Annotated in this window: 11 protein-coding genes and 2 tRNA genes; 9 read left to right on the forward strand and 4 right to left on the reverse strand. The window is 36.4% G+C overall.

Translation table 11 applies throughout. The annotated features are described in order from the left end of the window. Positions 1 to 67: 67 nt before the first annotated feature. Entirely contained in the window at positions 68 to 712 is a 645-nt protein-coding gene (locus HX124_RS00935) for a hypothetical protein (RefSeq protein ID WP_502872793.1), read from the reverse strand. Between the two features lie 285 nt (positions 713 to 997). Here HX124_RS00935 and pilG point away from each other — a divergent pair, with 285 nt between their 5' ends. The 6 genes from pilG (at position 998) to HX124_RS00965 (ending at position 9,565) form a co-directional block, all read left to right on the forward strand. Next, entirely contained in the window at positions 998 to 1,375 is a 378-nt protein-coding gene (gene pilG, locus HX124_RS00940; protein ID WP_107009619.1) for a twitching motility response regulator PilG, read from the forward strand. A gap of 27 nt (positions 1,376 to 1,402) precedes the next feature. After that, positions 1,403 to 1,771, forward strand: a complete 369-nt coding sequence (locus tag HX124_RS00945) for a response regulator (RefSeq protein WP_107009618.1) — start codon at positions 1,403 to 1,405, stop codon at positions 1,769 to 1,771. Between the two features lie 2 nt (positions 1,772 to 1,773). Then, on the forward strand, positions 1,774 to 2,307 hold the full coding sequence (locus tag HX124_RS00950) for a chemotaxis protein CheW (RefSeq protein ID WP_107009617.1): 534 nt from the start codon (positions 1,774 to 1,776) through the stop codon (positions 2,305 to 2,307). A 48-nt stretch (positions 2,308 to 2,355) separates the two neighbouring features. Then, the gene (locus HX124_RS00955; RefSeq protein WP_286381672.1) at positions 2,356 to 4,428 is read left to right on the forward strand and encodes a methyl-accepting chemotaxis protein; all 2,073 of its coding nucleotides are present in this window, start codon (positions 2,356 to 2,358) and stop codon (positions 4,426 to 4,428) included. Between the two features lie 136 nt (positions 4,429 to 4,564). Continuing rightward, complete coding sequence (locus HX124_RS00960) at positions 4,565 to 9,094, forward strand: hybrid sensor histidine kinase/response regulator (RefSeq protein WP_286381673.1); 4,530 nt, start codon at positions 4,565 to 4,567, stop codon at positions 9,092 to 9,094. Between the two features lie 6 nt (positions 9,095 to 9,100). Beyond that, positions 9,101 to 9,565, forward strand: coding sequence for a hypothetical protein (locus tag HX124_RS00965; protein ID WP_502872794.1), 465 nt, complete (start codon positions 9,101 to 9,103; stop codon positions 9,563 to 9,565). A gap of 43 nt (positions 9,566 to 9,608) precedes the next feature. On the opposite strand, the gene dapE is transcribed toward HX124_RS00965, so the two are convergent. From dapE to HX124_RS00980, 3 genes are all read right to left on the reverse strand, one after another. Continuing rightward, positions 9,609 to 10,742 (reverse strand): succinyl-diaminopimelate desuccinylase, encoded by a 1,134-nt coding sequence (gene dapE / locus HX124_RS00970; protein WP_286381675.1) that lies wholly within the window; start codon positions 10,740 to 10,742, stop codon positions 9,609 to 9,611. A 163-nt stretch (positions 10,743 to 10,905) separates the two neighbouring features. Beyond that, complete coding sequence (locus tag HX124_RS00975; protein ID WP_171405084.1) at positions 10,906 to 11,049, reverse strand: entericidin A/B family lipoprotein; 144 nt, start codon at positions 11,047 to 11,049, stop codon at positions 10,906 to 10,908. A gap of 114 nt (positions 11,050 to 11,163) precedes the next feature. Continuing rightward, positions 11,164 to 12,012, reverse strand: coding sequence for a DUF1853 family protein (locus HX124_RS00980; RefSeq protein ID WP_286381676.1), 849 nt, complete (start codon positions 12,010 to 12,012; stop codon positions 11,164 to 11,166). 96 nt (positions 12,013 to 12,108) lie between these two features. Between HX124_RS00980 and HX124_RS00985 the strand changes: the two genes are divergently transcribed. The 3 genes from HX124_RS00985 to HX124_RS00995 all read left to right on the forward strand — a co-directional run bounded on the left by HX124_RS00985 (position 12,109) and on the right by HX124_RS00995 (position 12,984). Next, entirely contained in the window at positions 12,109 to 12,489 is a 381-nt protein-coding gene (locus tag HX124_RS00985; protein WP_107007433.1) for a YbaN family protein, read from the forward strand. Between the two features lie 320 nt (positions 12,490 to 12,809). Next, positions 12,810 to 12,885 (forward strand) — tRNA-Val (locus tag HX124_RS00990). Positions 12,886 to 12,910: 25 nt separating this feature from the next. Then, positions 12,911 to 12,984 (forward strand) — tRNA-Asp (locus HX124_RS00995).

The raw sequence follows: 12,984 nt of genomic DNA on the forward strand, positions 1-12,984 counted from the left end.
GGGTATGAAATTAAATAAATGCACAAAACAAGATTTAGAATTGTGCTGAGTCTGATTGTATTTAAAATTATTCTAGGGATTGTAAACGATGAATAATATCATCATAAAAAGTTTGGGTTTTACGATAACTATTTTGTAAGTTTGTAATATTGTTCTTGGTTTGGTTGATATTTTCACTATTATATTGGATCGATTGCTTAAGCTCGATGGGCACAGTTGTCCCTTTACGGAAATGTTCAATTTCTTGTCGTTTTAATATAATTCGGTCATTTTGTAAAAGCTTCAGTCGTGCTTGTTGCGTTGAAATTTGTTTTTTGATACTTGCAAGATGTTCATTTTTCTTATTGGTCGCAACAGTGCTATTACTATAAGCTCGTTTTAGTCGTGCATTTTGTTCATAGCGTTGTGCTTGCTGGGCGCGAGCACCTGCTTGTTGTAGGTCTTTTTCAGCATTATAGGGATGAGCCCGTCGAATCACTTGCATATTAATATCAAGTGCTTCATAGCCATGACGAATATGAGCAGGTGTAATCGAGCTACTGATATTTGCAACACCTTGATCATAATAACGGTACCATACTGCTTTAGGCTGTGTCTCAGCCGCAAAACTATGCGACAGTAATATGATATTTAAAACCCCAAAAAATAATGCTAAAAAGCTTTTTTTGAAAGATTTTTTATAGAGCATATATTTAGAAATTAGTTGTTGCATCCCTTTTTTCCCCAAATAAAGCGACAACATCACTCAATAATTTTTTTAATAACTTAATTGAATCGTATATAAATCTAATGATGCATTCTAAGAATATATAAGTTCTCTAATCAACTGTAAATTAGCATTTACTCAGCTTTTATCACTGTTTTTCGGCATATTCCTAAGTTTCTTTAAATCTTCATTGATAAAGAGAGCAAATGTATGTTAAATAAGGCTGATAAATTTCAAAAAATAAATGTATTCAGAACTTCATATCTCTGAATTTATGGGGAAGGGCATTAAATGGAAGAGAAATTCCAAAATTTAAAAGTCATGGTCATTGATGATTCTAAAACAATTCGTCGAACGGCTGAAACGCTTTTGCAACGTGAAGGTTGTGAGGTGATTACTGCTGTTGATGGCTTTGAGGCGTTATCAAAAATTGCTGAAGCAAATCCAGATATTGTATTTGTTGATATTATGATGCCACGTTTAGACGGTTATCAAACGTGTGCACTGATTAAAAACTCTCAAAATTATCAAAATATCCCTGTAATTATGTTGTCAAGTAAAGATGGTTTGTTTGATCAAGCAAAAGGGAAGGTGGTTGGTTCTGACGAATATCTAACAAAACCATTTAGTAAAGATGAATTATTAAATGCTATTCGGAAGCATGTTTAAAAACGAAATTCTGAATGGGAGTAAAAAATGGCACGAATTTTAATTGTTGATGATTCTCCTACAGAGATGTATCGCTTTAAGGAAATTTTAAGTAAACATGGCTATGAAGTTTTAGAAGCAAATAATGGTGCAGATGGTGTCACACTAGCACAAGCTGAACAGCCAGACTTAGTTTTAATGGATGTAGTTATGCCTGGCGTTAATGGTTTTCAGGCAACACGACAAATTGCACGTGGTGCAACAACCAAACATATTCCCATTGTAATTGTAAGTACCAAAGATCAGGACACCGATCGTGTTTGGGGAAAACGCCAAGGTGCTTGTGATTATTTAACCAAACCAATTGACGAGAATGTCTTAATCAATGTGATTAAACAATATCTCAATGTGGGATAATTATGGCAGCAAATGGATTTATCGAACTACTTCGGCTGTCAAAGCGTGGTAATCAAAACTATGCAGACAAAGAAAATGAAGTAAATAGATGGTCAGGCATTGCATTTGAAATTATGGGGCAATATTTTGTTGCTCCATTAGGTGAAGTCACCGAAGTTATTTATCCACCTAAATGTACACCTGTTCCTAACGTACAAAATTGGGTGAAAGGGTTAGCTAATATTCGAGGGCGTTTACTGTCTGTTTCAGATCTAACATTTTTTATTTCTGGACAACGAAGTCAGTTCTCACCAACACAAAAAGTTTTATGCATAAGCCATAATGATCATTATGTCGGGCTGGTTGTAGATCAAGTTTTAGGTATTCAACATTTTAATAAAAAAGGTTTTTTTTCAGAGAATAACAATTTAGAAAAAAATCTAAAAACATATTGTCAGGGATATTTTCAACAGCACAATCGTGCATGGAATATATTCTTGTTTAGTCAATTGTTGAATGATCCTAAGTACATGAATGCATCGGAAAAATTTAAATAAATGAGTTTCTACGCTCAATGACAGTTACGCGTTTCGGGGAGAAGCTGAATGGGCTTTAAGCTAAAAAAGAAAAATACATCTGAGAATACGCAGAAAGGTAGTCCAGTTGTAGTGTCAAAACTACAATCTAGACTTGATCACTTTTCAAAGCTATTCGGTGAGAGTGAAAAATCCAAGCCGTATATTATTATTGCTTTTTTAACAATTGTATTGGCGCTTATTTGTTTGCTTGCATTGTTATATAATGTTCCACGAAACAATGATTTAACGCGTAGTGTTGGTGAGTTAAAGCTCTTATCACAAAAAATATCACGTCAGGCAACCGAGGCAACGGCTTCAGGTAAAGAAGATGCAATCAAAGAACTGGTTGCTTCACAAAAAAGATTTGATGAAAACTTAGAAATTGTTGAGGATATTCATCCATCAAACAAAGAAATGCAAGTGGTTAGTCAGTTATGGGCTAAGGTATCTGATGATATTAATTTAATTGCTTCTGAACAGAAAGTAATTAACCACTTATATGATACAAATATCACAATGGAAGAAGCGATTCCTGGGATCCAAGCGGAATATAACCTCATGGTGAACCAAATGGCACGTGAAAATATGCCAGCTTCTCAGGTTGTTATTGCAAAAAACCAAGTATTCATTGCTGAACGTATTTTACGTTCTATTTCCTCAGTATTAAGTGGTTCTGAAAATGCACGTGCATCAGCAGATGACTTTAACGCGGATACAGAAACTTTTGGTGCTTATTTAGAAGCGCAGTTAAAAGGAAATTCGGAACTTGGTGTATTGCGTATTGAACAACCTTCTATGCGTGAATCATTAGAAAGTATTCAAGCGGACTATAATGATATTTTAAAATCTGCATCTAACTCAATTTTAAAAAATTCATCAAAAATTGTTAAAGTTCGTCAAGCATCTTCTAATATTTTTTCACAATCAGATCAGTTGTTAAAAGACCTCAATAATTTAAGTACCAGTTCATGGGCGAAAACAGTTATTCCAGGTATTCTTTTAGTTTTAGCCTTGGCTGGGTTCTTATTTTCAGTGATTAAATTGCTGAACTTGCGTAGTGTTTCAGATAAAGTTCGTGTAACACGTTTACAAGATGAATATGACCGTAACCAAAACGCAATTTTACGTTTACTTGATGAGATTGCAGATTTGGCAGATGGTGATTTGAGTTCGTATGCAACAGTATCTGAAGACTTTACAGGTGCAATTGCCGACTCGATTAACTTCGCAATCGACCAGCTACGTGATCTTGTATCTCGAATTAATGAAACCTCACAAGAAGTTGCAAACTATACCCAAAATACTCAGACCATTACGAACCAGTTAGCTGAAGCTTCTGAGCATCAGGCTCAAGAGATTGCTGGTGCATCTACAGCGATTAATGAAATTGCTCAATCTATTGAACACGTATCTGCGAATGCCACAGAGTCTGCGGATGTAGCACAACGTTCTGTACAAATTGCTTCAAATGGTGCAGAAGTTGTAAATCGTTCAATTGAAGGGATGGACACGATTCGTGAGCAGATTCAAGAAACATCTAAGCGTATTAAACGATTAGGTGAGTCTTCTCAAGAGATTGGTAATATCGTCTCTCTAATTAATGATATTGCAGACCAAACAAACATTTTGGCTTTAAATGCGGCAATTCAAGCATCTATGGCAGGAGAGGCAGGTCGAGGTTTCGCAGTTGTAGCCGATGAGGTACAGCGTCTTGCTGAACGTTCAGCATCAGCAACGAAACAGATTGAAACTTTAGTAAAAACCATTCAAACAGATACAAATGAAGCCGTTATTTCCATGGAGCAAACGACTTCTGAGGTTGTACGTGGTGCTCACTTAGCAAAAGATGCGGGTGTTGCTTTGGACGAAATTCAAAGCGTATCAACAAGCTTAGCGAAATTAATTGAAAACATTTCAGATTCAGCAAAATTACAGTCAGCTTCAGCAGGTCATATTGCGAATACGATGAACGTTGTACAAGAGATTACATCTCAAACCACAACGGCAACATTTGATACGGCACGTTCGGTCTCTGAATTGGCAAATATTGCAGACTCTTTACGTCAATCTGTATCTGACTTTAAATTACCAGAGCAATAAATCAGCTACTCAAGGAAGAATATTTATTTTAAATATTCTTCAGAGTGTTAAGTACACTTGGATCACTTAATTTTATTAAAATTAAGATGTTGATAGGTTTTAGTCCTGTAAAGGAACTAACATAGAAGCCTGAGCTATGAGAAAAATATTAAAAGATTTAGTGGAAAACATAAATCTTCCTGAAGATGAGTTTTTGGATCAGGATCCAGAAATTTTAGAAATTTTCGTGGAAGAGATAGAGGAAATCATTGAAAACTTGCAGCCTTTGCTGATTCAATGGTTACAAAACCCTTCAGATGCAGAGCTTTTGACAGTCATTCGTCGTAACTTTCATACTTTGAAAGGTTCAGGACGTATGGTCGGGGCAAAATCATCAGGAGAGCTGGCATGGACTGTTGAAGACACTTTAAATCGTGTCATTTCAAAAGCTGTGGTTCTGTCTGTACCTGTGCAGCATTATGTAAATGCTGTATTTAATGTTTATAAGTTTAAACTTTATGATGATTTTAAAAAGCCTCAACCGCATCGTATAGATTTCAGACCGCTTGTTTTGTTAGGACAGCAAATTCAGCAAAACATCAGCGTGGAGCCTGCGTTAGAAGAACTGTTGCTTCTGTCTGAACAATTGAAGAGTGCGTCATTTATTACAGGTTTAGAATACTCTGCTGGGGTTGAGTCTGAAGCTGTTGAATCGCCTGATGAGGCTCTTACAAGTCCAAGTTTAGCTGAGGATTCTGTTGTTGTAGAACAACCACAAGCTGCGCCAAAACAACCAGAAGTTAGTGTATCTACACCATCAACTTCACTTGAGAATCACAAGGAGGCGGTTGACGAAGCTGAGGATCGTCGATTTCTGGCCGAGACTATTGCAATCTTTATTGAAGAGTCTGAAGAACATCTGGAAGCAGTTGACACGTTCTTAAGCATAGAAAACCACACATCAGACCACTATAATCGTTTAATCCGCGCATTGCATACTTTGCGCGGTAGTTCCGCGATGGCACATGTTGATGATGTATTTCATGCAAGTAGTAAAGTTGAACAGTTGTTTAAAGTCTTATTAAAAGATGATACTCAACACAGTACAAATGAAAATGCTTTATTGACACATTATACTGAGTTTGTTCGCGACTATTTACATACTTTAGGTCGTGAAAATAGTGGTGAGCAACAACAATTAATTTATCAAAAGTTTAATGATGCTTGGGATCGTTATGACTTCCAAACTGAATATTTTGAGCACAATGATCATCAGCAAGACCTTGTTTCACAACTTGTTGAGTTGAATATTGAACACCTGCTTGATGCAGAGTTCGATTTTGATCAAAGAGCGAAGGTGGAATATCCTCAGTATTTTGAAAGCCTAGTGCAAGAAGCAAGTGTGTTAATTGAACACACCGATAATCGTGCTGCACATGGTATTTATGAAATTAGCCTTGCTTTGAAAATGGCGTATGAGCAAGTTTTGGCACACCAAAATTTGCTAAATACGGATTATGTTTTTGAGCTTTTTAATCAAGCACATCAAGAATTTATTCATTTATTTGATGCCTTGGCTTCTGGTCAGCGTGTTGTACTAAATGAAAATAGTCAGCATATTTTAGAACAGCTACACGATTATGTAACGCAAGATTTGGAGTTGCTCACAGCACCAAATGTTGATGCCGTTGTAGAACCTGCAACAGAAAGTATTGAGTCTGTTGCAGGTTCGGCATTAGCGTTAAATACAAACCAAATTTTTGCTTTAATTTCCAAAGACCAACAATACCTGCAATCTGCTGAAAGTTTTCATGATTTTGATGAAGAAGTATTGGATATTTTCCTTGAGGAAGCGGACGAATTATTGGTTGGAATTGATCAAGATTTGGCTGCATGGTTTACAGATGCTCAAGATTTAACATCATTAAATAATCTAATGCGTTATTTGCATACCCTTAAAGGGGGAGCAAATATGGTTCAGGCGGAGCATATCGGTTTGATTGCCCATCACCTTGAATCGATTTATGAGCGAATTATTAAGCAGCAGATTCCTGTTGATAAAAGTTTGATGCAAACTATTCGTATGGTTCAGGATGATATTGCTGAACGTATACAACTTATTCGTGAAAAAGGCGTTGATTATCCAGCAGTTCATGTTTTAGAAATTTTAAATGCAATTGAAAAACAACAACCAATTGCAGCAGTGAGCATGGATGATTTTGATGACGCCACTTCAGAACAATTAGAATCAGAAAAAACAACGATAGCATCTGAGAGTTTGACCTCTGACAGTCAAACTAATCTAGAAAATGAAAAAGCGATACTTTCTGATGCTGAGCCTTTAATAGCTCAAGACTCAGTAGTCGAAGATGTTGTATATGCAGCATTTGTAGAAGAGGCAGAAGAGCTTTTAGTTCGTGCAAATGAAGCACTTGAACAATGGTTTGATGAGCGTAGTAACCGTAGTTTATTATTACAATTACAACGTATTGCCCATACCTTAAAAGGTGGGGCAAAAATGACTAATAATATACAAATTTCAGATATTGCATATGAACTAGAAAATACTTTTGAACGTTTTGGCTTATATAATTTTAACTCAAATGCTTATGATCATTTAATTTCTAAGGCATTAAGTTGGTTAAAAAATGCCATTCTATTGCAAAAGTATGATTTATTTGAATCAATCAAGTTAAGCCTTAAAAATATTCAGTATGTTGATGTTTCTGTGCAGTTACCTGAAAAAATCACGGGCGGTGATGTTTTTTGGGATAATCCAACCGTTGAGTTTGTGCAAGGTGATGGTACAGAACCTCCTTCAATGTTGGGTGAATGGGGGCAGATTGAAAATACTGAAAATAGCAATGAGATGATTCGTATCTCGGCAGATCTCATTGAGAAAATGATTGATTTGTCTGGTGAAAATTCCATTAACCGTTCACGTATTGAAATGGACTTGGGGCAATTTGTTAATACTTTGCAGGAAATGGAGCTTGCGATTCAGCGTTTGGCTGACCAGTTGCGTCGAATGGAAGGTGAGTTAGAGTCACAAATTATTGCAAAACATGGTGATTCAACAGCACGTTATGCAGATTTTGACCCTTTAGAGATGGATCAATATTCTTCTTTAAACCAACTGTCTAAATCTCTTGCCGAATCTGCATCGGATTTAATTGATTTTAAGACAACGTTATCTGAAAAAATTCGTGATACTGAAGGATTGTTATTACAACAAGCGCGTATTCAAGCCGAAATTCAAGAAGGTTTAATGCGCACACGTCTTGTGCCATTTACGCGTTTATTGCCACGTTTACAACGTTTAGTTCGTCAAACGTCTTCGACTTTAAATCGTCCAACTGAGTTAATTGTTCATAATACAGAAGGCGAATTAGATCGAAATATTCTTGAAAAGTTAATGTCCCCATTGGAGCATATGCTACGTAATGCAATTGACCATGGAATTGAAGACATTGCAACACGTGAACAGTTTGCTAAACCGACTACGGGAAGGATTGAGTTAAATATTAGTCGTCAAGGTACAGATGTTCTGGTTGAATTTAAGGATGATGGTAAAGGGATTGATCCAAATATTATCAGAACCAAAGCCCTGCAAAGTGGTTTAATTCAAGCGGATCAAAATCTGTCAGATGATGAAGTATTACAATATATTTTCCATCATGGTTTTAGTACTGCACAACAAGTCACACAAATTTCAGGTCGTGGCGTTGGCTTAGATGTTGTGCAAAGTGAAATTAAATCTTTAGGTGGTCAAGTTAGTGTTGCTTCAATCTTAGGGCAAGGTTCAGTATTTACGATACGTGTACCAACTACAGTGGCGGTAAGTGATGCGTTGATGGTAAAAGTTGGCGATCAGCAATTTGCGGTACCATTATCACAAATTGATCGTATTGTTCGTATTGCACCAAGCACATTGGAAGAATATTTCAATAGTAAGAAAGATCGTTTTGAAATAGATCAGCAATCTTATAACTTACGTTATCTGGCAGAGTTTGTTGCTCACCAACCAATGCCTCGTTTCTCAGGTATTGCGCATTCATTGCCTGTGCTTTTGATCAAAAATAATAGTGGTAAAAATACAGCATTATTGGTTGATCAATTAATTGGTTCACGATCACAAATTGTTGTAAAACCTATCGGTAAGCAGTTTACTTCGATTGGTGCTGTTGCAGGTGCCACCATTTTAGGTGATGGTCAAGTTTGTTTAATTTTAGACGCACAAAATATTGCTCGTCAGACATTAAGTCAAAAACGTCAAGTCACCAAAGATCAACGTGAGTTAACACGTAGTCGTGATCAACGTCATTTAGTGATGATTGTCGATGACTCTGTTACAGTTCGAAAAGTTACTTCTCGTTTGCTAGAGCGTCATAATTTTGATGTGATTACTGCAAAAGATGGTGTCGATGCTATTGAACAGTTGGAAAATGTTAAACCAGATTTGATGTTACTTGACATTGAAATGCCACGAATGGATGGCTTTGAGGTAACAAATTGGATTCGACATCATGAGATTCATCATGAATTACCAATTATCATGATTACCTCTAGAACAGGTGAAAAACATCGTGAGCGAGCATTTAGCTTAGGTGTAACGAACTATATGGGTAAACCGTTCCAAGAAGCAGATTTATTGCAAAATATCCAAAATTTGTTGGTTGTACAATAAGGAGTTATGATGTCTAAAAATGGAAGTGGGTCTATTTTAGATCAAACTAACACACAGGAACTTCAGCACCTCATTACTGTGTCAACAGGTTTTATTGATGCATATATTATTGATTGCTATGGAAAAGCAGCAATGTTATTGCCTCAAAATATTGTTATTTCAGCACTTGATAGTCCAACACAAGTTAAAAGCGTAGAGTGGCATGAAACAAAGTTGCCAACTTTTCGAGTGAGTGATCCAAATACGACTTTAGGGGTCGCTTTGGTGATTGAAGGTGAGGTTGCAAGTGAGCGTTTTGCCTTATTGTGTAATGAAATGCCTCGTTCAATTCGTTTACGTATTTCTGAAGTGATTGATGAGGAACAGCAATCCTCAGATGAAACAATTTTATATCTGGTTCGTGTTGGAGCACAGCAGTTCCATATTCCAAATCTCGTCAAAATTCAAAAACGATTAGGATTAACATCTTAAAAAAAGGAATGCTTAAGCATTCCTTTTTTATGAATATCAATTTTTAAGTTAATAATTGCTCTAAAATTTGTTCGTAAATGTCTGTTAATGGATCTAACTCATCAATATTGACATGTTCATTGATCTGATGGATAGTTTCATTTAATACACCAAGTTCTAGTACTTGTGCGCCTGTTGGGGCAATAAAACGACCATCTGATGTGCCACCACTTGTAGAAAGCTCAGCATTTGTTCCAGTAACATTTTTAATGGCTTGGGTTGCTGCATTCACCAACTCACCAACAGGCGTTAAAAATGGCAAACCAGACAATGTCCATTGAGTTTCATAAACAACCTCATGACGATCTAGGATTTCAAACACACGTGCTTTTAGTTGTTCAGCCGTCACTTCAGTTGAGTAGCGAAAATTAAAGGTAACTGTCATTGTGCCAGGGACAACATTTGTTGCACCTGTACCTGCCTGAATATTTGAAATTTGGAAAGAGGTTGCAGGGAAATATTCATTGCCATTGTCCCACACTGTTTCACAAAGCTCAGCTAAGGCATTCGATGCGGTGTGAATAGGGTTGATTGCTAAATGAGGATAAGCAACATGCCCTTGTTTTCCTTTAACTGTTAGTACGCAGTTTAAAGAGCCACGACGCCCATTTTTAATGATATCACCAAGTGTTGAGGTACTCGAAGGTTCACCAACAAGACACCATGTCATTTTTTCATTGCGAGCCTCAAGTGTTTCAACAACTTTTACTGTACCGTTAATAGAAGGACCTTCTTCATCTGAAGTAATTAAAAAGGCGATTGAGCCCTTATGATGAGGATACTTTTTAACAAAGCGTTCAGAAGCAACCACCATTGCAGCCAGTGCTGTTTTCATATCCGCACTGCCACGACCATAGAGTTTACCTTCACGAATTTCAGGTAAAAATGGGTCAGATTCCCATGCATCTAAATGACCTGTAGGTACAACATCGGTATGACCTGCGAAGCAGAAAACTGGTGCTTCTGTACCACGACGTGCCCATAAATTATCGACATCATCAAATCTCATATTTTCAATATTAAAACCGATCGCAGATAAACGCTCAGCCATAATATTTTGACAGCTATGGTCAACTGGTGTCACAGAGGGTTGGCGCAGGAGTTCTAAACTGAGATTTAATGTTTCAGAGGCATTCATGGTGTCAAAACAACGTCATCAAAAAGAAAGGATATAATAGAGAAGATCGATTAAATTGAAAACAAAAAGCGCAATTGCTTTGATTAATTATAAAAATTTTATTTGAGGTATCATTTAAAAAGCCTTATCAATAGGATAAGGCTTTTGGTGTTTTTTGTGAAAATTACAGTTTATTTTCAACTTTTTCAGCAGAATTCGTCACAGCATTACCTGCTTTAGAAACATCTTGACCAGCCCCTTTAATGGTATTACAACCAGTAAGAACGAATGCCAATACAACAGAAGCAGCTAAAACTTTTTTCATCATCATCTCCAGTTAAAATTATTTTGATGCCTCATTAGCTTAAGGGAAATAAGAAGATTAAAACTATGATTGTTTGATGTACGCTTGGTTAAAATTCGTATTTTTTTTGCTTGAATTTTACACTTTTTGAACACGAATATCGGGTAGATGATGTTGACGATACATAAAAAATACGTGTTCATTTTCTTGTTTATATAGTCCACTTGTCCACCAATATGCAGCAGATGAGCTTTGTATTAAATCAGGGCAAATCCATTCATGTCGTTGAACACGATAAAATTTTTGATCTGGAATGTGATTTCCCCATAAGCCAAGTCGACGAGCGGGATTTACCCAATCATTCAGTTGTTTTGGAAAGTGGAGTGCTGGATAGTAGAGTTGTCCTTTTAATACTGCATAGCGTTGTTGAATCTGATGATTTTCTACTTGTTGGAACTGAAACTGTTTTGAGGTGAAATGCTGTAATTTTCTTAAAAGCGTATCTTGTCGATTAAGACCATACCAGTGCTTAAGTTGGAAATCTGCCTCAGCTAAATAATATTTTAATGCCACTTCCCAGTGTTCAACTTGTTGAGTTTTTTCATTAAAAATTAAAAAATCAATTTCACCTAGCGTTTGTGAACCTTGAAAAATTTGAATGCTATGTCCTAATAACTGAAAGTGATGAAAAGCATGATCTTTGAGCCAAAACCACATTAAGTATTCAAACCGTAAACCTAGGCGTGTGCTTTTGAGTTGTTTAATAAAATCAATTAATTCAGTAGGATCTTGATCTAATTGTTGTAAACGACCTTCATATTGTTGATAGAGCTGTTGCCACATTGCAGAATCATGCAGTTGAAATGAATATTGGCAAGAGAGTTCAGTCGGGATTTGATGAATGATATTAGGACTTGCAATAGCAAAAGCTAATTGTCTCACGATTGGGGTGTTAAAGACCAACCAAGGTTCAAAGTAATTAGACATAAATAACGCCAAAATTTGCAAGCATGGTAAGAAAGAAAATACAGAGTTAATTTTAAAACATATATACTAACCTAATTCATGCTTTTGAGTTGGCTTATGAGAGTCTTGTTTTGGCGTAGTCTAGTCATTATTTTTATTGTACTAGGATTTATTGGTGCATTATTGCCGGGCATGCCAACAACTGTTTTTCTTATTCTTGCATTGTGGGCAGCTTCGAAAGGATGGCCTCAAATGTATGAATGGTTACTGAATCATCCTAAATATGGGCAAAATTTAAGAGCATGGCAAGAAAATGGAACAGTGCCACGCAAAGCAAAATGGTTTGCGACTATGATGATGAGTTTTAGTGGAATACTCATGTTATTTACCAATGCACCTTTAGCAGTCAAAATTTTTACCAATGGCACAATGTTGTGTGTTGCAATTTGGCTTTGGCGACGTCCAGAACCTAAAAAGGTTAAAATAAATACACATTAGTCTTTCTATATTTCATGATGATATTTGAGAGATCATGAAAATACTGACCATTTTATGAGTATTGGAATAGGTTAATTCCATCTAGCATTTAAAAAATGAGAGATATTTGCATTAGATTTTTAAAATAAGTATGAAAAAGAAAATATAAAGTGAAAGTTTTTTATTGATAAATAGATAAATAATAAACAAAAAAGTATAAAAAACCTCAAAATGATCTATTTTTTAATCACTCAGACCTAAAAAGTTAAAATGATGGAGAAAAGCGTTTGACACGCTGTAAAGATTCTCTATAATGCACCTCACAAACGATGAAGTCGTTAGGGCGCTTAGCTCAGTTGGTAGAGCGTCTGCCTTACAAGCAGAATGTCGGCGGTTCGATCCCGTCAGCGCCCACCAAGCTTTAACGTTGAGAATATAAAGTGCAGCGGTAGTTCAGTTGGTTAGAATATCGGCCTGTCACGCCGAGGGTCGCGGGTTCGAGTCCCGTCCGCTGCG

Source organism: Acinetobacter sp. 226-1 (assembly GCF_030329325.1).
In the GTDB taxonomy this organism is placed as follows: Bacteria; Pseudomonadota; Gammaproteobacteria; order Pseudomonadales; family Moraxellaceae; genus Acinetobacter; species Acinetobacter sichuanensis.

Coding starts and splice junctions, on each gene's coding strand:
- HX124_RS00935 (WP_502872793.1), bottom strand. CDS start 712: ATGCAACAACTAATTTCTAAATATATGCTCTATAAAAAATCTTTCAAA.
- pilG (WP_107009619.1), top strand. CDS start 998: ATGGAAGAGAAATTCCAAAATTTAAAAGTCATGGTCATTGATGATTCT.
- HX124_RS00945 (WP_107009618.1), top strand. CDS start 1,403: ATGGCACGAATTTTAATTGTTGATGATTCTCCTACAGAGATGTATCGC.
- HX124_RS00950 (WP_107009617.1), top strand. CDS start 1,774: ATGGCAGCAAATGGATTTATCGAACTACTTCGGCTGTCAAAGCGTGGT.
- HX124_RS00955 (WP_286381672.1), top strand. CDS start 2,356: ATGGGCTTTAAGCTAAAAAAGAAAAATACATCTGAGAATACGCAGAAA.
- HX124_RS00960 (WP_286381673.1), top strand. CDS start 4,565: ATGAGAAAAATATTAAAAGATTTAGTGGAAAACATAAATCTTCCTGAA.
- HX124_RS00965 (WP_502872794.1), top strand. CDS start 9,101: ATGATGTCTAAAAATGGAAGTGGGTCTATTTTAGATCAAACTAACACA.
- dapE (WP_286381675.1), bottom strand. CDS start 10,742: ATGAATGCCTCTGAAACATTAAATCTCAGTTTAGAACTCCTGCGCCAA.
- HX124_RS00975 (WP_171405084.1), bottom strand. CDS start 11,049: ATGATGAAAAAAGTTTTAGCTGCTTCTGTTGTATTGGCATTCGTTCTT.
- HX124_RS00980 (WP_286381676.1), bottom strand. CDS start 12,012: ATGTCTAATTACTTTGAACCTTGGTTGGTCTTTAACACCCCAATCGTG.
- HX124_RS00985 (WP_107007433.1), top strand. CDS start 12,109: ATGAGAGTCTTGTTTTGGCGTAGTCTAGTCATTATTTTTATTGTACTA.